The sequence below is a fragment of the Granulosicoccus sp. 3-233 genome (assembly GCF_052681095.1).
In genome coordinates, this window is record NZ_JBQYLE010000014.1 from 67,586 (window position 1) to 86,254 (window position 18,669).

The 18,669-nt window shown below is 55.5% G+C and carries 19 protein-coding genes; 11 read left to right on the plus strand and 8 right to left on the minus strand.

Annotation, left to right across the window (positions count from 1 at the left end):
- Position 1: 1 nt before the first annotated feature.
- The 5 genes from ACUNV4_RS26515 to ACUNV4_RS26535 all read left to right on the plus strand — a co-directional run bounded on the left by ACUNV4_RS26515 (position 2) and on the right by ACUNV4_RS26535 (position 5,415).
- Positions 2-979 carry a substrate-binding domain-containing protein gene (locus ACUNV4_RS26515; RefSeq protein WP_430881678.1) on the plus strand — a complete coding sequence of 326 codons (978 nt, stop codon included), beginning with the start codon at positions 2-4 and terminating at the stop codon, positions 977-979.
- A 93-nt stretch (positions 980-1,072) separates the two neighbouring features.
- Positions 1,073-2,587 carry a sugar ABC transporter ATP-binding protein gene (locus tag ACUNV4_RS26520; protein ID WP_430881679.1) on the plus strand — a complete coding sequence of 505 codons (1,515 nt, stop codon included), beginning with the start codon at positions 1,073-1,075 and terminating at the stop codon, positions 2,585-2,587.
- Positions 2,580-3,578, plus strand: a complete 999-nt coding sequence (locus ACUNV4_RS26525; protein ID WP_430881680.1) for an ABC transporter permease — start codon at positions 2,580-2,582, stop codon at positions 3,576-3,578. Before ACUNV4_RS26520 ends, ACUNV4_RS26525 begins: the two co-directional genes overlap by 8 nt.
- Positions 3,575-4,570, plus strand: coding sequence for an ABC transporter permease (locus ACUNV4_RS26530; protein WP_430881681.1), 996 nt, complete (start codon positions 3,575-3,577; stop codon positions 4,568-4,570). Before ACUNV4_RS26525 ends, ACUNV4_RS26530 begins: the two co-directional genes overlap by 4 nt.
- A gap of 32 nt (positions 4,571-4,602) precedes the next feature.
- Entirely contained in the window at positions 4,603-5,415 is an 813-nt protein-coding gene (locus ACUNV4_RS26535; protein ID WP_430881682.1) for a sugar phosphate isomerase/epimerase family protein, read from the plus strand.
- A 15-nt stretch (positions 5,416-5,430) separates the two neighbouring features.
- On the opposite strand, the gene ACUNV4_RS26540 is transcribed toward ACUNV4_RS26535, so the two are convergent.
- From ACUNV4_RS26540 to ACUNV4_RS26550, 3 genes are all read right to left on the minus strand, one after another.
- On the minus strand, positions 5,431-6,090 hold the full coding sequence (locus tag ACUNV4_RS26540; RefSeq protein WP_430881735.1) for a class II aldolase/adducin family protein: 660 nt from the start codon (positions 6,088-6,090) through the stop codon (positions 5,431-5,433).
- Between the two features lie 26 nt (positions 6,091-6,116).
- Positions 6,117-7,547, minus strand: coding sequence for an FGGY family carbohydrate kinase (locus ACUNV4_RS26545; protein WP_430881683.1), 1,431 nt, complete (start codon positions 7,545-7,547; stop codon positions 6,117-6,119).
- Positions 7,548-7,644: 97 nt separating this feature from the next.
- The gene (locus ACUNV4_RS26550) at positions 7,645-8,625 is read right to left on the minus strand and encodes an AraC family transcriptional regulator (protein ID WP_430881684.1); all 981 of its coding nucleotides are present in this window, start codon (positions 8,623-8,625) and stop codon (positions 7,645-7,647) included.
- Between the two features lie 143 nt (positions 8,626-8,768).
- Between ACUNV4_RS26550 and ACUNV4_RS26555 the strand changes: the two genes are divergently transcribed.
- From ACUNV4_RS26555 to ACUNV4_RS26565, 3 genes are read left to right on the plus strand one after another with little or no spacing between them, the layout of a single operon-like run.
- Positions 8,769-9,614 carry an NmrA family transcriptional regulator gene (locus ACUNV4_RS26555; protein ID WP_430881685.1) on the plus strand — a complete coding sequence of 282 codons (846 nt, stop codon included), beginning with the start codon at positions 8,769-8,771 and terminating at the stop codon, positions 9,612-9,614.
- Between the two features lie 41 nt (positions 9,615-9,655).
- The gene (locus ACUNV4_RS26560) at positions 9,656-10,069 is read left to right on the plus strand and encodes a DUF4345 domain-containing protein (RefSeq protein WP_430881686.1); all 414 of its coding nucleotides are present in this window, start codon (positions 9,656-9,658) and stop codon (positions 10,067-10,069) included.
- A complete protein-coding gene (locus ACUNV4_RS26565) occupies positions 10,069-10,557 on the plus strand; it encodes an anthrone oxygenase family protein (protein ID WP_430881687.1) in 489 nt (162 codons plus the stop codon). The genes ACUNV4_RS26560 and ACUNV4_RS26565 overlap by 1 nt, the downstream gene beginning before the upstream one ends.
- A 46-nt stretch (positions 10,558-10,603) precedes the next feature.
- Here the strand turns inward: ACUNV4_RS26565 and ACUNV4_RS26570 are convergent, their stop codons facing one another.
- Positions 10,604-10,768, minus strand: a complete 165-nt coding sequence (locus ACUNV4_RS26570; RefSeq protein ID WP_430881688.1) for a hypothetical protein — start codon at positions 10,766-10,768, stop codon at positions 10,604-10,606.
- A 240-nt stretch (positions 10,769-11,008) separates the two neighbouring features.
- On the opposite strand from ACUNV4_RS26570, the gene ACUNV4_RS26575 reads away from it, so the two are divergent.
- From ACUNV4_RS26575 to ACUNV4_RS26585, 3 genes are all read left to right on the plus strand, one after another.
- The gene (locus tag ACUNV4_RS26575) at positions 11,009-11,611 is read left to right on the plus strand and encodes a hypothetical protein (RefSeq protein WP_430881689.1); all 603 of its coding nucleotides are present in this window, start codon (positions 11,009-11,011) and stop codon (positions 11,609-11,611) included.
- Positions 11,612-11,659: 48 nt separating this feature from the next.
- The gene (locus ACUNV4_RS26580) at positions 11,660-13,456 is read left to right on the plus strand and encodes an adenylate/guanylate cyclase domain-containing protein (RefSeq protein ID WP_430881690.1); all 1,797 of its coding nucleotides are present in this window, start codon (positions 11,660-11,662) and stop codon (positions 13,454-13,456) included.
- A gap of 85 nt (positions 13,457-13,541) precedes the next feature.
- Positions 13,542-14,015, plus strand: a complete 474-nt coding sequence (locus ACUNV4_RS26585) for an FKBP-type peptidyl-prolyl cis-trans isomerase (RefSeq protein WP_430881691.1) — start codon at positions 13,542-13,544, stop codon at positions 14,013-14,015.
- Positions 14,016-14,091: 76 nt separating this feature from the next.
- Here ACUNV4_RS26585 and ACUNV4_RS26590 read toward each other — a convergent pair whose 3' ends face one another.
- The 4 genes from ACUNV4_RS26590 to glmS are packed head-to-tail and all read right to left on the minus strand — an operon-like array spanning position 14,092 to position 18,639.
- Complete coding sequence (locus tag ACUNV4_RS26590) at positions 14,092-15,663, minus strand: AMP-binding protein (RefSeq protein ID WP_430881692.1); 1,572 nt, start codon at positions 15,661-15,663, stop codon at positions 14,092-14,094.
- Positions 15,654-16,856 (minus strand): glutamate mutase L, encoded by a 1,203-nt coding sequence (locus ACUNV4_RS26595; protein WP_430881693.1) that lies wholly within the window; start codon positions 16,854-16,856, stop codon positions 15,654-15,656. Before ACUNV4_RS26595 ends, ACUNV4_RS26590 begins: the two co-directional genes overlap by 10 nt.
- Positions 16,853-18,217, minus strand: a complete 1,365-nt coding sequence (locus ACUNV4_RS26600) for a hypothetical protein (RefSeq protein ID WP_430881694.1) — start codon at positions 18,215-18,217, stop codon at positions 16,853-16,855. The genes ACUNV4_RS26595 and ACUNV4_RS26600 overlap by 4 nt, the downstream gene beginning before the upstream one ends.
- Positions 18,214-18,639: a methylaspartate mutase subunit S gene (gene glmS / locus ACUNV4_RS26605; RefSeq protein ID WP_430881695.1), complete on the minus strand. Its 426-nt coding sequence runs from the start codon at positions 18,637-18,639 to the stop codon at positions 18,214-18,216. Before glmS ends, ACUNV4_RS26600 begins: the two co-directional genes overlap by 4 nt.
- Positions 18,640-18,669 lie beyond the last annotated feature (30 nt).

Here is an 18,669-nt window from a genome sequence, read left to right on the forward strand (position 1 = left end):
CATGAAAAAGAACGTGATTGCCGCTGCAGCACTATTGTCAATCGGCCTTTCCGGCAACGTACTGGCGACCGACATCGGTGTGGTCGTCAAGATTGGAGGAATACCCTGGTTCAACGCGATGGAGGAAGGAATCGAGAACAAGGCAGAGGAGCTGGGTGTGACGGCCGAGATGATCGGTCCCGTCTCGGCGGACCCGTCACTGCAGGTACAGGCCATCGAGGATCTCATTGCCAAAGGAGTGGACGTCATTGGAGTCGTACCCAATGATGAAGCGGCGCTCGAACCTGTATTGGAAAAAGCGCGGAATGCAGGCATCAAGGTAATATCCCACGAAGGACCAGGCTTGCAAAATGTCGATTGGAACTTCGAGCTTGCTTCGGCGCAGGGTTTTGGCGAAGCACATGCCGAGCTGCTGGCGTCGAAAATTGAAGGCGCAGGCAAATATGCCGTGTTTGTCGGCTCACTGACGGTGCCGCTGCACAACGCCTGGGCCGATGCAGCCATTGCCTGGATGGAGGAGAATCGTCCGGATGTGGAATTGGTCGGTGAGCGTTACGGGGTAGCGGAGAACGTGGATGACAGCCGTGCCACGGCCCTCGACCTCATGGCTGCCAACCCTGACCTGAAAGGCTTCCTGGCCTTTGGCAGTCAGGGACCCATCGGTGCAGGACGGGCAATCGAAGAGCGACGCAAGGTTGGCGAAATATTCGTGCTGGGCCCCTTCTCTCCGGGTCAGGGCGCGAAACTGGTTCACTCCGATGTGCTTACCGGCGGTTTCATGTGGAATCCGATGCAGGCCGGTGAGGTATTCGTGACGCTCGGCAAGATGCTGGTGGACGGCGATGAAATCACGGCGGGAACCGATATTCCCGGTCTTGGTGTCATCGAGCCTGACGCAGTGAACAAGGACATCATTACGGATAACCTGCTGGAGCTCAACAAGGGATCGGTAGACGAACTGGCTGCCAAGGGGCTTTGATTACTGCCAGAACGATGTACTGAAACCCGGCCGCGAGTACGCAAGTCGACTCGCGGCCTTCATTGTCCGAGCATCCTTTCCTGAGTATTCCCCATGACATCGTCTGACGTGACAGATAGTCAGCAACACGCCTTGCGCCTGAACAGCGTCACCAAGATCTTTGGTGGCGTACGAGCATTGGATGAGGTCGATTTCCAGGTTCGCCGAGGCGAAGTGCATTGCCTGGCGGGCGAGAACGGCAGTGGCAAGTCGACCCTGATCAAGATCGTGACTGGAGTGCACCGACCCGAGACAGCCGAACGGATCGAACTCTTCGGCGAAACGCTCGACACGATCACACCGGTTATCGCCCGTGCCCGCGGCGTGTCGGTTATCTGGCAAGACCTCGCGCTCTTCCCCAACATGAGCGTGGCAGAGAATATTGCCTTCGACGATATGGTGGGTCTGTCGCCACGAGGTGTCGACCAGGCCGATATGAGAACGCGCGCGAAGGCCGTTCTATCGAAATTGCAAGTCACTCTCGACCTGTCGGCTTCACTGGAGTCGTTGCCGATTGCACAACGTCAGATCGTGGCAATCGCGCGCGCTCTGATGAACGAATCACAGCTGATCTTCATGGATGAACCCACGGCATCATTGACCCAGTCGGAAACCGATGCCCTTCTCGAGATCGTTCGCACCTTGTCCAGTGAGGGGGTGGCAGTTGTTTTTGTCAGTCATCGCCTGGCCGAGGTGCTCGACATTGCAGAACGTGTGACCGTGCTGCGTGATGGTCGCCTGGTGGACGTCTTTCCCACGGAAGGCATGACACAGTCTCGTCTCGGCGAACTGATGACAGGCCATGTGCTGGACGAGAAGGTCGTTGCCCGAGACAGACAGGGTGCACCTTGTGTTTTCAGGGGAGAAAGCCTTGCACGACATGGTGAGTTCAATGGTATTGATCTCAGCATACGGGCGGGTGAGGTCGTCGGTCTGATCGGTCTTATCGGTGCGGGCCGTACCGAGCTGGCCCATGCGATGACGGGTATGACTCGTCTCGATCAAGGTAAAATGCATCTGAATGGAAAGCCCTTTGCGCCCTCCTCTCTGCGTCATGCCATTGCTCAGGGAGTGGCCTACGTGTCTGAAGACCGACTGCAGTTGGGGCTCTTGCAGAAACAGTCGATTGCAGACAACACCGTCATCTCGGTACTCGATCGTATCCTGAATGCTGTGGGTCTGATATCAGGACGCAGGAAGAACGCTCTCGTGTCCAGCTGGGTACAGCGTCTCGGCGTCAAGATCGGCGAACCAGACGATGCCATATCCACCCTGTCGGGGGGTAATCAGCAGAAGGTGGTACTGGCCAAATGGCTGGCAACAGAACCGAAGCTCTTGATTCTCGACTGTCCGACAGTGGGAGTCGATGTAGGGGCTCGGGCTGGTATCTTTCGCATCGTGCGCGAGCTTGCCGAGCAAGGCCTTGCCATCCTTCTGATCACCGATGAGGTGACGGAAGCCCTGTTCAACAGTGACCGGGTCATCCACATGGCCCATGGTCGCATCGTTGACACTCACGATCCTCGCAGTATCTCGGTCAACGAGCTGGAGACAGTCATCTATGTCTGATTTTCTGCGACACCGCCAGGTAGAGTTTCGCCTGTTCGTGGTTCTGTTACTGTCTTGCGTGGCACTCGGTATCGCAACCGATACCTTTCTGACCTTGGGCAACCTCACATCGCTGCTGAACAACAACTCGGTGAACCTGATCTGGGCGGTTGGACTGCTGGTCGTGCTGATTGCCGGTGGCATTGATATTTCCTTTGCTGTCGCCTCCTCGGTCGTTCAGTTTGTGGCAGCAAAGGTACTTGTCAGCCTGGGGGGGGGTAATTGGGCGCTGGGCTTCCTGTTGTGCGGTTGTGTCGGCATTCTGCTGGGGCTGGTCAACGCCTTCTTCATTCATCGATTCCGTATCATTTCCATAGTCGTCACCATTGCGACATTCAATGTGTTTTTCGGTCTGTTGATGTGGCTAAGTCGTGGACGCAGCATCTATGCTCTGCCGGATTGGTGGACAGAGCGCATCATTCTGTTCGAGCATCAGTCTCCTGATGGCACCTGGTCAGAGTTGATCCTGCCTGTTGCAGTCATGGCGCTCTGCGTCGGCACTACCTGGTTGCTGGTCCGGCGTGTGAACCTGGGTCGTCAGCTGTACGCCTTTGGTGATAATCCGGAGGGTGCACGCCGAGCTGGTGTCAATATCGCTGCCATGCAGGCACTGGCATTTGGCTGGAGCGGCTTGATGGCGGGTATCGCAGCGCTGATGCAGGTCAATATCGTTCAGGAGGTGGTACCAAACGCCCTGTATGGGCGAGAACTCGAGGTTCTGGCCGCCGTGGTGCTGGGTGGTGCTCGTCTCGGTGGTGGCAAGGGCACCATCACTGGTTGTGTCCTTGGCGTTCTGTTCGTTGCCGTGATGCAGAACGGTCTGAATCTGCTGGGAATCTCTCCGTTCGCTTTCCAGATGCTGATCGGGGCTGCCATTCTGGTCGCCATCTCCACGTCGAATGTTCGTCTGGGTGAGTTGTTGGCTGCACGTCCGCGGAGGCATGGGTCATGAAAGGTATCGAGCGAATGCGTCGTCTCCTTGGCAAGGAGACCGTTGATCTGTTGTTGTTGATGGCGATGCTGGTGCTGATCTTCAGCTTTCTCAGTCCGCGTTTTCTGACCGTCGCCAATTTCGCATCGATGGGCTATCAGGCCCCTTTGCTGGGATTGCTGACGATTGCAATGCTGGCACCGATGATCTCGGGTGGACTCAATCTGGCGATTGTCTACACCGCCAACATTTCCGGGCTGACGATGGCAGCCATCGTGCTGGCGTTCGGCGGGCCTGAAGCCGGTACATCGGCAATCCTGCTCGGGGCTTTTGCAGCAATACTGGCGGGTGCAATTGCAGGTGCCGTCATGGGATTGATCATCGCCTATGTGGGAGCGCATCCGATTCTGGTTTCACTTGCCATGATGATTTTTCTGCGTGGACTCGGTGAATTCCTGACGCGTGGCGGTGATGTTTCCGGCTTTCCCGCCGAATTCGCGTCACTGGGCCACGGTAGTCTGTTCGGCCTGCCAGCCCCATTGCTGCTATTCGCGGTGGTGGCGCTTGCCTGGCAGATACTGCTCCGAAAGAGTCGCCATGGTTTTTCAGTCTATATGGTTGGATCCAATATTCGAGCGACTGCCTATTCAGGACTGCCCACTCGGCGCACTCTGGTACTGATCTACACCCTGTCCGGCGTGGTTTGCGCCATTGCAGGAATTCTGATGCTGGCGCGCTTCAACTCGGTACGAGTCGGCCATGGCGAGGCGTTGCTGCTGGTGACAGTGCTGGCGATCTTCCTGGGTGGTATCGATCCGTTTGGTGGGCACGGCAAGGTGCTGCCTGTCATCCTCGCGATATTGATCTTGCAGATGCTGTCTTCGGGACTCAGTCTTGTCGGTGCCAACCCGCACCTGTCGACCGCTGTCTGGGGTCTGTTCCTGATCCTCGTGATGGTGCTGCGCTCCGAACAATTCACATTATTCAGAAAACGAAAAGGCATCAAGACATGAAAGGCTTTGGCGTACATACAAGCATGTGGACAATGAACTGGGACCGTGAGGGCGCCGAGCGAGCGGTAGCCGGTGCGCTCCAGTACGGTGTGGACTTCATCGAGATTCCGATGTTGCGCCCGAACGATATCGACACGGAGCACACTCGAAAACTGCTTGAGAAAAATGATCTCAAGGCTATCTGTTCGTTGGGCCTGCCCGAGGAATGCTGGGCGTCAGTGCATCCGGACAAAGCCATCGATTACCTGAAACTTGCCTTGAAGAAAGCCAGGGACTGTGGAGCCGAAGCCCTTTCCGGTGTGACCTACGGCGGTATTGGCGAGCGCACCGGACTGCCACCGACTGAGGCGGAATACAGCAACATCGCACGTACTCTGGAAGCCGCGGCGGCAGAGGCCAAATCGATCGGGCTGTTGTTCGGTATCGAGCCTGTGAATCGCTACGAGAATCACCTGATCAACACGGGTTGGCAGGCGCGAGACATGATCCATCGCATCGGTTCCGACAATATCTTCATTCACCTGGATACCTATCACATGAATATCGAGGAAAAAGGTGCGGGTAACGGTATTCTCGATTCAAGGGAGTTTCTGAAGTACATTCATTTGAGTGAAAGCGACCGAGGTACACCGGGTGAAGGCACCTGTGACTGGGATGAAATCCATTCGACGCTTGCAGCCATCGGTTTCAAGGGCGGCCTTGCAATGGAAAGCTTCATCAACATGCCACCGGAAATCGGCTACGGACTTGCCGTATGGCGTCCGGTAGCGCGAAATCATGATGAGGTGATGTCGAAGGGGTTGCCCTTCCTGCGCAACAAGGCGGCGCAGTATCGGTTGATCTGACTGGTCGGGCGAGACTTACCCGGCTTCGCGCGGCCGCGCCACGTCATTGCTGCCTTCAGGATCCGGCGCTTGACCATAGCTCATGCGCCGCATCTGCTCGATGACCCGTTCCATCTCGTCGTCGGGGAGTATTGGCGGTTCGCCCAATGTCAATGCCTGAACGTACATGCGTGACAGTGTCTCGACTTCGATAGCGAGCCACAGGGCTGATGAGAAGTCCTTGCCCAGCGAGATCTGTCCGTGTTGTCCGAGCAGACAGGCCAGTCTGTCTTCGAGGGCCGTCAGTGCGTTGTCCGACAAGGCCTGGGTGCCGAAAGTCGCATAGCCGGCGCAGCGTATCGAGTTGCCGCCGGCCACCCCGGTCATGTAGTGAAAACTCGGTATGGTGCGATGATGGCAGGCAAGCGTCGTGGCATAGAGTGAGTGACAATGCAGCACCACATTGATGTCGTTGCGTTGAGCAAGAATGTCACGATGAAAACGCCACTCCGAAGAGGGACGACGTCCGACGTAGGTGCCATCGAAGCCCATCTCGACGATGTCCTCTGCTTGCATATCGTCATAAGGCAGAGAGGATGGCGTAATGAGAAATCCATTGTCGATACGTATCGACAGATTGCCGGCGGTGCCCTGATTGATACCGCTCTCGTTCATCTGCCGACAGGTCGCGACCATCTCCTGACGTACTGATTGTATATCCTTCAAGGTCGACTCCGGTGTTTCCAGCGCTCGGCATAGACGCGCAATGCGTCAACGTCGCCGGTGTAGGTTGATGGTGATTCGAGTGTGATAGCTGCTGGTTTTTGCCGAGTTTCATGCTCTGTGAGCAGAGCAGCGCCGGCTGCCACGCCATAGCTTTCACGATTGTAAAGTGTTCGGCCATCGGGTCTCAATGCCGCTACCAGGGTTGCAAACAATGGATCTGAGAGGGCGGTGCCATCGAGAACGACAAGATCACTGGCACCGAGTGCATCGATACACTCAAGAGTCAGTAGAGCGCTGTACAGCACGGCCAGCGTCTTTGTTTCCACGCTCGTTTCAGGAAGCGGGCCAATGACGACTCCGCGTCGCGCACTTCCCGGAAACAGGCCATCGTCATCACCGAAGGATGGTAGCGCCATTGTCTGTCGAGAGATCAATCGTTCACAGACGGATGCATCTGCAGCCACCTCCTCCTGACCTTCGTTATTCCCCATCACTTGTGCGTATTCGCGGCCCCCCATGATCAGGGCTCCGCCCACAACGCGTCCCGTGACATCGCTGTTCAGGGTCATGCCTCTTTGCTCATCGATGTTTTCGAGCGGTGTTTCCGTGCTCATGCCAACGAACCAGGTTCCGGTGGACACCAGGCAGACATCGGTGAGCCCCGCGGCGTGATAGCGATAGAGATTGAGACTGCTGTCATGCCCGCCTACCAGAATGTCGATCTCGCGTGGAGAATCGATAGCCTTGGCAAGCGGAGCTCGCAACGGCCCCAGGCGATGCCATGCGGGAGCTATCGGCGGCATCAAACGGGTCCAGTCGCGATTGCCGACAATGTCGGCAAAGCGTTGCTCGACAGCATTCCAGAGATGCGATTGGGCTGATAGCATCGTGTATTCCGAGACAGCCTTGCCCGTCAGATACCACGTCCAGTACTGCGGCAGGCACAGGTAGCAATGGGCCTCGGCAACCGCCTCAGGTGCAATCTGCTCCTGCCAATAGAGTTGTCGCGCCTGGTGCGTTGCCTGCAGCATCATCGCACTTCCCCTGTCGTGAAAACTGCCGGCAATGGCGGCATAGGCGTCACGTATGGACGTTGGCAGGTCCTGTTCGTAGTCGATCATAGGCAATGCCACGCCGTTGTTCCTGTCTGGATCCCCGGTGACCAGTAAACCTGCGGCACCGTGTCCGACAGGTACCAGGCTCGCAATGTCATGGCGTTTCACCAGTTGAGCCAGCGACTCCAGTAGCCAGACAGAAATGGTGCTGAGGTCGTGGTAATGCCACAGCGGTCCTTCAAGGGTCGGATTGGCAAGGCTCAACGTCTCGACAATCTGGCCATCTGCCCTGGCCACCGACAACTTGATATTGGTTTTCCCCGTGTCGAAGACTACGATCAGCGGGTCGCTGGCAGGTGGCGATGAACTCACGATTCGATTGAAAGCCCGACTCTGCAAGTGATGAATTCAAGTATACACAAACCGGCCAAACCGATTCTGGTGGCGTGGTGCCGCAAACCTGTTTCGATCAAGTACGCGCGTGATGTCTGCGCACGGCACCCGGAGATACGCCTACCTCGCGTTTGAAGGCTCGGTTGAACGCCTGCTCCGACTGGTAGCCCACGCGCTCCGCGATCCGGGCGAGTGAGTCGGATGTCTCGCGCAACTCACGATGTGCCAATTGCATTCGCAATGTGGTCAGATACTGTTTGACCGACTCCCCTACCATGGCCGTGAAGCGCGCTGAAAAACCCGATCGTGACATGCCGATCTCATGCGCCAGGCTTTCCACATGCCAGTCGTGTTCCGGTTGACGATGCATCAGTGACAGGGCTTTCCCGATTCCAGGATCATGCAAGGCGGCTATCCAGCCTCGTTCCTCGTCGCGTACGCTCTCTATCCAGGTACGAATTGCCTGAATCACGAGAATGTCGGCCAATCGGGTAATGACGGTTTCGCTGCCGGGCAAGCGTGCCTGAGCCTCCTGTGCGATGAACTGAATGGTGCTTTGCAACCAGCTGCCATCGTTGACATGAGTGCGCAGATGAAGCATATCCGGGAGTAATCGAACCAACCGATTCGCCAGATAGGGGTCGAATCGCACACCGTAATACGTGATCCGGGTAAGCCGTCCACCACCGCCGAATTGCATGTTCTCGAAACGATCTCCGATTCGTTCTACCGGAATGTCCTGAAGCCAGGTGGCCTTGTCGCCAGGGTTGCCACGCAAGATGTGTCGATCTCCCCGGGGAATCAGCACAAGACTGCCCTGCGGCATGTATACCGGTGATTTTCCAGCGAGTTCGATCCAGCAATGACCGGACGTCACCACTTCCACATTCATGACTCCGGGCAATTGTGGCAACTCGATGCCCCAGGGATCACTCAATTGAGCGTTGCAATAGAGAACGCCAGTCAATTGCAGTAGATGCAGGACTTCGCCAAACGGGTCCGAGCTCGGCGGTAACTCCGGGTCGATACGTGGCGGCTCCAATCGAGTGTTCGTCATGGTCTGAGACGTCTCTGGACGATTGGCTAAATATCATAGACATTCTGTGATTTCAACTCCAGTGCAAAGCCGACAGAATGCTCCACACACCAGCAGACTTTATCGCTGCTGGTCTCTACACAAGCTGCACAGGAGAAAGAGCAATGAAAGAATCCCCCATGCTGATCATCGGTAGAAACGCCAAAACCGGTCTGCGAGTCGACAAGCGACTGCAATCGCTGGGCTACGTCACGCGAGGCGTGTCGCGCACCTCATCACCCGCCTTCGACTGGGAGGATGCAAGGACCTGGCGCGCCGTACTGGATGGTTGCGAATCGGCCTACGTCACCTACTACCCTGACCTTGCCATGCCGACTGCCGAGAGCACCTTGCGGAAGTTCGTCATTCTGGCCAGGGAGGTCGGACTGCAACATCTGGTACTGCTGTCCGGCCGTGGTGAGCAGGGAGCAGAACGCGCGGAAACCCTGTTGATGAACAGCGGGCTCGACTGGAATGTGGTTCGCGCCAGTTGGTTCATGCAGAACTTCAGCGAAGGCTTCATGATCGAAGGCGTCTTGCAAGGTGAATTGACCTTGCCAGCTGGAGACATCCCGGAACCCTTCATCGACATTGATGACATCGCGGATGTTGCAGTGGCCGCCCTGACTCGTCCTGAACTGCGCAATCGCCTGTTCGAAGTCACGGGGCCGCGTTCGATGACCTTCACCCAGTGTGTCAATGAAATTTCGGAGGTCGTGGGATACCCGGTCAGTTTCACGAAATGCAGCGTGGAAGACTTCACTCGGGGACTTCGCGAACAGGGGGTGCCCGAGGACATGTTGTGGCTCATGCATGAGTTATTCACGGTCGTGCTTGATGGTCGCAATTCGATCCCGACAGACGGTGTCGAGCTGGTGCTGGGACGGCCACCAACCGACTTCAGCGAATACCTGCGCAAGGTCATGGACTCCGGCGCCTGGCATCGCTCAGGTCTCTTGCAGCAGGTGTAGTCACGCTGTCGTCCCCTTCAATATCTGTCAGGAGAGTCAACATGAACTCACGATTTGCGAAAACCCGGATAGTGATGCTGCTGCTGTCAGGATCGCTTCTTGTTCTGGTCGGCGCATCCATCCTCGTATCACCGGTTGCATTCTTCGCACACAACAGGATAGAGCTCGGCGCGAACATCAGCTTGCTCAATGAACTCAAGGCTCCGGCTGGACTCCTGCTGGTGGCCGGTCTGTTCATGATCGCCACCGTTTTCCGGAGAAGCCAGGCTGATGTCGCACTGAGGCTGGCTGCTCTTATCTACCTGTCCTATGCATTGACTCGCGGCTTGAGCCTCATGATCGATGGCATGCCGGCTTCCGGTCTGGTCCAGGCAATGGCCCTGGAGGGCGCTATCGGTCTGTCCTGCATGCTGCTCGTGATGTTCGACAGGACGCTGCCGGAAAAGGTGCTGTGATGTTTGACTCGCTGTTGACTGCAATTCTGTGCACCGCCGCGATCGGCGCCGGTCTCATGGCTGGCGTCTATTTCGCTTTCTCCGCATTCATCATGCGCGCCCTGGATAGTCTGGACGCCGGACAGGCGACAGACGCCATGATTGCCATCAACTCGGTCATCCTGCGCTCCTGGTTCATGGTGCTGTTTACAGGTTCAACCTTGCTGTACGCGATGCTCAGCATCATGGCATTGGTTGAAGTGGAGCTTCCCGGACGCTGGCTGTTGTTCTTCACCGGCCTGATTTACGTGTCAGGCATGTTTCTATGTACCGTTGTATTCAACGTACCGCTCAATGAGCGGCTGACGGGAAACGATAATGACGGCAGGCTGCCATCCGGGTTCTGGAGCCACTATGTGGATCGATGGACACGATGGAACCATCTGCGGTGCATTTGTTCCTTGGCAGCGCTGGGTCTCAGCATGCACTATCTGATGACCTACTCCTGATACAGCCCCTCGTCAATGTTTCATTCCCCGGTCAGGGATGACCGAGTCAGTCCTGTCGACGCTGATCCAGTACCAGCCATACCTGCTCGATCGCCCGTCTGCGTGTGATGCCCAGGTTCGGGACAATCTCCTCCAGCTCCCTGTCCGATTCAATGCGGGAAAGCTCTCGATGCAGGTACTCGACTGCCTTCAGAGGTGCATCATGCAGCATTGAGTACAGAGGCTCTATTGGCAATGTTGGCTGTGGCGATCTGGTCGGCAATAGCTCGAATTCATCCTCTGACATACGAACCTCTGGTCTGTTTCGCTGAAGCCCATGCTGCACTTGATAATGATCGATAGCACATTCGATTGCAATTCGTCCCGGCAAGATTCCCTTCTAATGCGATGTCCGTCGCCCTACACTGAGTGCCTGTCGATTCACACCAACCCAATGATGAGGATCATTCTCATGCAGACACCACTTCGTGCCGTGATTTTCCTGTTTACCATTGCCATCAGTGGCGTGGCCACAGCAGATCTGCCCAGGGTCACCGGACTTGCGCTGGACGATAACCGGCTCAGCTGGGATGCACAGGAGGGCGCCACAGGCTACAACATTCATCTGGATTACGCCTACTACGATACCGTCCGGGGCGATACGCAATATCTGGTTACCGAGCCGGGAAACTATCATGTCATCTCTTTCAATGACGAAGGTGAATTCGGGGTGACACGAAATCCGGATGAAATCGGTCAGCCCTACATCTTTGTCGAATATGCCGGTTCCGACGGCGACGACTCAGTGTCACTCGATGGACGCTACAACGTGCTGATTGTCACCAAGACCTGTACTGACGTTGGTCCTGGCGAATCGTGTATCGCCAGATGCCCCTACAGTTACGAGACCGAGTTCGGGGGTACCCGATCCATCGATTATCTGTCGGGTGGTGCCTGCAGTACCTCTGACATCGTGGAAGCCGATGCCGCGGTGAGCCCGGAAACCTATCGCTGTACCGTCCCTACCTTTTCGGGTGAAGTGACAGCACAGGCCATCTGTGTGCCTTATCGCTGAACCAGCACGTCATGACAAGGAGGTTGGTAAACCCATTACACTGGGCGGATGAGTATTCGCATCCCCATTCGCTTCATAACGGTTTTCGGTGTAACCACACTGGTGGCGCTGGCGGTCGGCATCGTGTTCGTGCTCGGCCTTGTCAGTGCCACCCAGAACACACGTTTGCTGATGAGCGATCAGGCGAAAACTCTCATCATTGCCATGGAACGCGATATCGGACTGTGGCTTCGCCCAGTCCATCAACAAGCCGACTGGATCGCCGAGCATGTTGCCCACCACGCTCTGGATATCCATCAGCTGGAGCGATTTGATGAATTCATGCTGGGAGCGCTGGCGGCCACGGATCAAGTGGCGGGCATTGCACTGATTACCCCGGATGCGCTGGTACGTCGCTGGCATCGCTCCAGTGCCAAGGCAGTTACCGCTGACTGGTCCAATCGAGAGGGGATCGAAGAATGGATTGACACAGGCAGACAACGAACCGAGCCCTCCTGGGTCGAACCGTTCTTTACCGATACCATCGGCAAGACCATTCTGCTGCACGATCTGCCCATTCACGGAAAAGACGGGCAGTTGCTCGCCATGTTGGCGCAAATCGTGCCGATCGAGGAACTGTCGCGACATATGGTGGAATTGTCTCCTCGCGAAGGAATGACGCCATTTGTTCTGTATGGCTCGGATCGCGTGCTGGCTCACCCGTCTCTGACCGATGAAGCCGTGCTCGATGCCCCTGGCGACTCCCCGCTGATACCATTGAGTGAACTTGATGACGATGTTCTGCAACGCATCTGGACACCGGATGAAGAGGAGCTCTTCTTTCTCAGCAACGACAACCAGCTTCATACCTCCGGGGCCTTCATTCGAGCGCATGAACGCTTCTACGTGTACCTGTATCGGTTTATCGAGGAATATGGTCCTACACCCTGGATCATCGGTGCACATCTGAATACGGAAACCTATGGCGGAGCCGAGGGAGATCGGCTCATGCGCAGTCTGCTGGCGGGACTGGTCGTCCTGCTGGTTGCCGTGGTGGGGGCATTCTTTCTGGGACGCTACATCACGCGGCCGGTGACAGCCATTGCTGCTGCGGCTCGTCAGGTCGAAGCCAATGAGCTTGACGAGATCCCGGCCTTGCCTTCCAGTCGCATGCGTGAGTTGGATGATGCTGCTCGCTCCTTCAATCAGATGGTGGTGGACTTGCGAGAGCGCACGCTGATCAGGCAGACGCTGGGTCAGTTCGTCCCGGAAGAAGTTGCACGAAGCCTGCTTTCAGATGGTGGCCGACTGAAGACCGAGAACGCCATGGCCACCCTGCTGTATTCCGATATCGAGGGTTTTACCCGCTTGACCGAGACTCAGGGCTCAGCAGGAGTCGTGGCCATCCTGAATGCCTACTTCTCGGATATGGTGGAGATTCTTGAACGCCATCTGGGAGTCGTGACGCAGTTTCACGGGGATGCCATTCTGGCCACGTTCAATGTCCCCATCGATAACCCGCAACATGCTCGTAGTGCCATCCTGGCGGCGAGGGAAATGCTGGGCAATGTTCAGCGAAAAGCCTATGCTCACCATCGACTGCGCATACGCATAGGCATCGATACCGGTCCTGTTGTCGCCGGAGCCGTGGGTGCAGCCGGCAGGTTGAGTTATACGGTCTATGGAAACTCGGTGAATCTGGCTGCCCGGCTCGAAACGCTCAACAAGGAGTTTGGTACTCGCCTGCTGATATCGGAAAACACAGCCAGACTCGCTGGGGATGCCATCCCGCTACGCCTGGTGGGCGATGTGGAGATTCGTGGCCAGGCGAAGACCATCAAGGCCTTTACCGAGGAAGAGTCGTAGGCTTTGGCGGCATCGCTGTTATACCACCGCTTGTCCCGCTTATTCGTTATCCTCCAACATCATCTGTTTTCTGAAGAATCTCATCATGAAATACGTTCTCATCGTGCTTGCTATCGGCGCCATCTGGTATTTCGCCCAGCAATTCATGAACTCCGGCAAGGCCAGGGAAAACACCGAGCTGGGTCAGGCCTTTCTGGACAAGAATGCCGAACTCGAAGGCGTTCAGACTACCGCCTCGGGCTTGCAGTACCAGGTTCTCGAGCCAGGTACTGGCAGTGAACATCCCGGCGCCACGGACAAGGTCCGGGTTCACTATCATGGCACGTTGATAGACGGGACCGTGTTCGACAGTTCCGTTGATCGCGGAGAGCCGATATCGTTTGGTCTGAACCAGGTCATTCCAGGCTGGACAGAGGGTCTGCAGCTCATGGTGGAAGGAGAAAAGACCCGCCTCTTCATACCCAGTAGTCTGGCTTACGGCAACCGTTCGGCCGGGAAGATCGAGCCGGGATCGACTCTGATATTCGATGTCGAACTGCTGGGCATCAACGCCGATTGAATGTGCTCCCGGTGGCGGCTTGCCGATGTGCTCGAGAAAGTCGTTTCCGCCATCGGGATCTGCCCGGTTTTCGGGATCAGTCGTCAGACAATTCCCGCTTCAATTCGTCCTTGTTGATCTGGTTCTGATCGCTCTGCACCATGGGCAGGGATTTTCTGTACACGATACGGCTGGGCACCATGTAGGAAGCCAGATGCTTCTTCAGCTCGAAGGTGATTTCCTTTTCGGAAATCTCGCTCATCGCGGAATACACCATGACAATCTCTTCCTCGATCTGAGGGTTGCTCATGCCGAATACAGCGCATTGCTGAATCTGCGGCAGGTGCCTGGCAACGACCGATTCCACTTCATACGGCGACACGCGGAAGCCACTGGTCTTGATCATGTCGTCACGGCGGTAGGCAAAGTAGAAATAGCCTTCTTCGTCCTTGTACACATAGTCACCGGTAGCCACCACGATCTCGTCGGCAAGCTGCCCCTCGAGGTTGATGACGTCCTTGAGGATCTGGACCGACTTGAAGCGCTCGGCAGTCTCTGCGGGAGCGTTCCAGAAACCCCGGTAGATGTAGCCTCCACGGTGGATCAACTCCCCTGTTTCGCGAGGCGCGCATTCTCGGCCCTCATCGTTGATTACATAGAGCTCGACATCGGGAATGGCCTTGCCGATGGAATCTGGCCGAATCCGTATCTGTGCAGGATCAAGATAGGTAGAGCGAAAGGCTTCGGTCAATCCATGCATGGAGTAGAACCTGGCATTTCTGAAGGTTCTGGCGCAGGATTCGACCATCTGTTCGGTCACGTTTCCACCTGATGAGGTGATGATTCGTACCTTGTCGAGCAAGTCGACGCTGTGGTGGACGTGCAGGTCTTCATCGAACATCTGCGAAATATTGACCGGCATGAGTGGCAATACGGTCACCTGATCGTTGACCAGGTGATTGAAGAAGTCTTCGGGAAGAATGAAACGATGCAGCGCCAGAGTTGCCTTGTTCAGCAGTGAGCAGAAGATCTGATTCAGGCCGTAATCGAGGTTGAACATGAGAAGGCCGGAAATGACATCGTCTTCGCCAAGGTCCAGATACTGCGACACGACACGTGCGGAATCGATCAGGTTACGATGCGATATCACGATGCCTTTGGGTGTGCCCGTCAGACCGAAGGAGTAGGTAATGACGGCGTTGTCGTGACCGTTGATATCGCAACTGAATGGCTTGTTGTAATACTTGAATATCTCCTCGAACGACGGAATGTCCTTGTCAACGGTTTCAATGGAGATGATATGTCCGTCGAATTCGATTTCCTCGATGCTCTTGAGCTTGAGCCTGTCGGTAATGACACACTGTATGTCGCAGTCACCGATGATGTACTGGACTTGCTCCGGCTTGAGCAGCCGCGTCAATGGCACCAGGATATAGTCGGTCGAGAGGATCGCCAGTATGGCGATGACCTGTGAGATGTCCTTGTTGGCATAGAGCCCGATCCGTGTGCCCTTGGGCAGGTTCAGTTCCTGCAGGTAGAGGGCAACATGGTCTACCCGTTTCAGCAATTCCGCATAGCTGAGTTGCTGATCATTGTGCGTCAGTGCAATCTTGTCCGGCTGCTGTTGTGCAGCCTTGTCAAGAAGAATACGAATACAGTTTATTGACATGATGCGTGTTCCCTTGCGCCAATGGTCCAGATGTCGTAGTTGGTATCCAGTACCGTCACGGGCTTGTGATCCGAATTGAGAATCTTGCGGTAGAAAAAGGCCACGACATCCTCGATGTCTTCGGTATTCAGAACTTTCGTGATACCACCGGTGAACACGATGGAATTCATTGCAAGCAGCTTCAGGGTGACGTAACTCGGCCTGTAATGAGACATCTTGCACAGCACCAGGAAGATCGCCAGCTGCATGAGGATCCGGGTTGCCTTTTCACTGTGTTCGTTATAGATGTTCTCGGTGACCTTGAGGTGCATGAGCAGCTCGTAGGAAAATTCGTTGTTTTCCGCCGTGAAAATCAATGATTGCCTGGATTTGTAGACCCCCAGCTTCTTGAACACGATGCGGTCATGGCCCTGCTCCGTCACGATGTTGTCGCTTACCAGATCCTTGGAGTAGTGCACATCGGTGGTAGCGCCACCGATGTCCAGCAGAATGAACGGGTCGGTCACGGAGAACGAGTCATGGATCAACGGCAGAGACTTGTTGACGACATAGGGTGTCGGATAGATCTGGTTGGCGGTGACCTGATACAGATGCTTGATGTCTTCCTTGCCCTCGATGTCCTGCTGGTAGAGATTGGTAAGGTAGTCTTTCAGGTGTGTTTCGACGATATGCAGTCGATCGTCGATGATATTGGGCAGCACCACCAGCTTGTCTACCCGGGAGCCGACAAGGGCTGCATCCGGTGCATTGCCGACGTAAACGACATTGGAATACTGAAGTTTGCTCAGGTAGCTGATGAGCCGCTCGTCGAAAAGGCCGCCGTTCGAGTCTATTCCGCCAACGATGATCACGACGTCAATGAGATCACTGGGTATGGAGTAGTCTTCTATATCCTGGAATACGATGGAATCGATGATATTGATTCCGGCATTGAACGCGATATTGGTCGCGTACTTCAGCGAGTAGGATTGAGTCAGACCGATTATCAGTGTGCTCAGTCCACCGTTGGCAGACGAGCAGATATGAATATCCTGTGCATCGAAGCGCTGAATGGTTTCGCCGCACTTGTGCATCAGGTCATCGAGGATCTGCTTGTTGAAATCCCGGAAGTGCTGCTCGATGGAGTTCGAAGTGCTGACCTTGAAGTAGGTACTGCCGATATCGATCAGCAGCTTTTCGTTGTTGGCACTCACTGCATGATTCCTATATCGTGGATGATGTCGTTGACGATGCTGGTGGTGTCCTTGTCGAGGTCGCAACATGACTTCTCATAGGCATAACAACGATCGGGAATCGGTACATTGCCGCGTTCGATGATGCGAATGTTCTTTTGCGCATCGCGAATGGTGATCATCTTGTTGTGGTTGATGATATGCGGTGAGAAAGGCACATCGATGATGCCGTTCTTGATCGAGTTGAAGACCTTGCGCCACAGTGTGTCAGCCGGATCATTGAATACGGCCTCCATGATGGCGTGCACTTCCGCAGTCAGAATCTCTTCCTCGTGCTCGTCAACAATGGCGGGCAAGCCACTGAGTATTCTCAATGTGTACTGGGTGTTGGCAACAGTCTGGGCATTGGCCTCCTTGGTGGGAATGCCTACGGCCTCCTCGCGCGTCTTGGTGATGATCTTGTCGGCGCCGCACATCGAGGCGATCACCGTGGACATGTTGATGAGCTGATCGGCAGAATCCCTGTTGGTCGGGAAGGCGCCCATCCACTGGTGATACACGAGATGGATGGAGGCATCATCGCAACCAATCTGCGCTGCGTAGTGATCTGCCAGTTTGCGAGTCACCTTGCCGGTGACGATATCCTGAATCATCGAGCCCTGCTGTGAAAATGACACGGAGAAGGATTTGACCCCCTCCTCCAGAGACAGCAGCATTTCCAGCAACTGGATCACGATCGTGATCGATGGCGGCACCAGCGTTGCGGTCAGTGGGCCGAAGGACTCCCGGTTGATGGGCTTGTTGAGCGCCGAATAATCGGCGCAGACGCGCTCGACGTATTTCCAGTACAGAAAGGCCTTGTCCAACGGGAAATTCTTGGAATATGGCAGCAGGTAGGTGATCGGTCCACCCTCGATCTCGAAGATGCCCGAGGCGATGGCGATTTCAATCAGCAACCTCGCATCCGGCGTACCATGACGCAGGCTGACGGGATGGTTGAAGTGCGTCATCATCTTTCGCGTGTTGCGATAGCCATGATTGACCAGTGGGTAGCCGTTGAGCATGTCCACCTCGTTGGCTTCGCTCAGACGCAGCATCTTCTTGGCCGTGGCGTAGTCGTTGAGCCGGGTGTTGGAGTCGATGGTCAGTGGCAGAACGTCGACATTGGCGTCCACGAAAAATTCGTACAGGGCGAACTGCTTTTCATAGGTCGGGAAGCCACCACGAGGCTGCACCAGCATTTTTTCCCTTTTATCGAAATGGTGAGAGATGAACAGCCGTTCATCGGCACCTTTCACGAATTCGCGTACTTCATCGAAATCGAAGGAATCGACATTTTCATTGCCGAGAATGATTTCCCGTTCTTCCTGTAGCTGGCTCATGCGTCTGATGCTTCCTGTGAGCGTTCCCGGATGTAGTCTTCGAGCATGTCCAGACCGGTATTCAGATCCACCTGATGGCACACGAGATCGAAGCCGTAATTCTTGTAGCGAGGTACGATGGCCTCCGCATTGCCACTACCCACCGTGAGATTGCCGCCGATCATCATGATGAGCTTGTCAAGGCTCTTGTATCGGGCTTTGAGCAACTTGACCTCTCGAGCCCAGCCCTCGGCTTCCCCGTTGAGAGAGGAAATCAGCAGAATCTCGGCGCCGGTCTCGACGGCAGCATCGAAGAATTCCTCCAGGTAGGTGTTTACCCCCAGGTTGAAGACTTCATAGCCTCTCGCATTCAGCGACAGATCCATCAATCGGTTGGCAACCACGTGAATATCGTTGCCAATCACCCCCGTTACGACTTTCATGTTCCACGCGCCCCGTATCCAGCAGATCAT

Bases quoted from the DNA above. Each gene is read 5' to 3' on its own strand.
- ACUNV4_RS26515 (WP_430881678.1), top strand. From the start codon at position 2: ATGAAAAAGAACGTGATTGCCGCTGCAGCACTATTGTCAATCGGCCTT.
- ACUNV4_RS26520 (WP_430881679.1), top strand. From the start codon at position 1,073: ATGACATCGTCTGACGTGACAGATAGTCAGCAACACGCCTTGCGCCTG.
- ACUNV4_RS26525 (WP_430881680.1), top strand. From the start codon at position 2,580: ATGTCTGATTTTCTGCGACACCGCCAGGTAGAGTTTCGCCTGTTCGTG.
- ACUNV4_RS26530 (WP_430881681.1), top strand. From the start codon at position 3,575: ATGAAAGGTATCGAGCGAATGCGTCGTCTCCTTGGCAAGGAGACCGTT.
- ACUNV4_RS26535 (WP_430881682.1), top strand. From the start codon at position 4,603: ATGAACTGGGACCGTGAGGGCGCCGAGCGAGCGGTAGCCGGTGCGCTC.
- ACUNV4_RS26540 (WP_430881735.1), bottom strand. From the start codon at position 6,090: ATGGTCGCGACCTGTCGGCAGATGAACGAGAGCGGTATCAATCAGGGC.
- ACUNV4_RS26550 (WP_430881684.1), bottom strand. From the start codon at position 8,625: ATGACGAACACTCGATTGGAGCCGCCACGTATCGACCCGGAGTTACCG.
- ACUNV4_RS26555 (WP_430881685.1), top strand. From the start codon at position 8,769: ATGAAAGAATCCCCCATGCTGATCATCGGTAGAAACGCCAAAACCGGT.
- ACUNV4_RS26560 (WP_430881686.1), top strand. From the start codon at position 9,656: ATGAACTCACGATTTGCGAAAACCCGGATAGTGATGCTGCTGCTGTCA.
- ACUNV4_RS26565 (WP_430881687.1), top strand. From the start codon at position 10,069: ATGTTTGACTCGCTGTTGACTGCAATTCTGTGCACCGCCGCGATCGGC.
- ACUNV4_RS26570 (WP_430881688.1), bottom strand. From the start codon at position 10,768: ATGCTGCATGATGCACCTCTGAAGGCAGTCGAGTACCTGCATCGAGAG.
- ACUNV4_RS26575 (WP_430881689.1), top strand. From the start codon at position 11,009: ATGCAGACACCACTTCGTGCCGTGATTTTCCTGTTTACCATTGCCATC.
- ACUNV4_RS26580 (WP_430881690.1), top strand. From the start codon at position 11,660: ATGAGTATTCGCATCCCCATTCGCTTCATAACGGTTTTCGGTGTAACC.
- ACUNV4_RS26585 (WP_430881691.1), top strand. From the start codon at position 13,542: ATGAAATACGTTCTCATCGTGCTTGCTATCGGCGCCATCTGGTATTTC.
- ACUNV4_RS26590 (WP_430881692.1), bottom strand. From the start codon at position 15,663: ATGTCAATAAACTGTATTCGTATTCTTCTTGACAAGGCTGCACAACAG.
- ACUNV4_RS26600 (WP_430881694.1), bottom strand. From the start codon at position 18,217: ATGAGCCAGCTACAGGAAGAACGGGAAATCATTCTCGGCAATGAAAAT.
- glmS (WP_430881695.1), bottom strand. From the start codon at position 18,639: ATGAAAGTCGTAACGGGGGTGATTGGCAACGATATTCACGTGGTTGCC.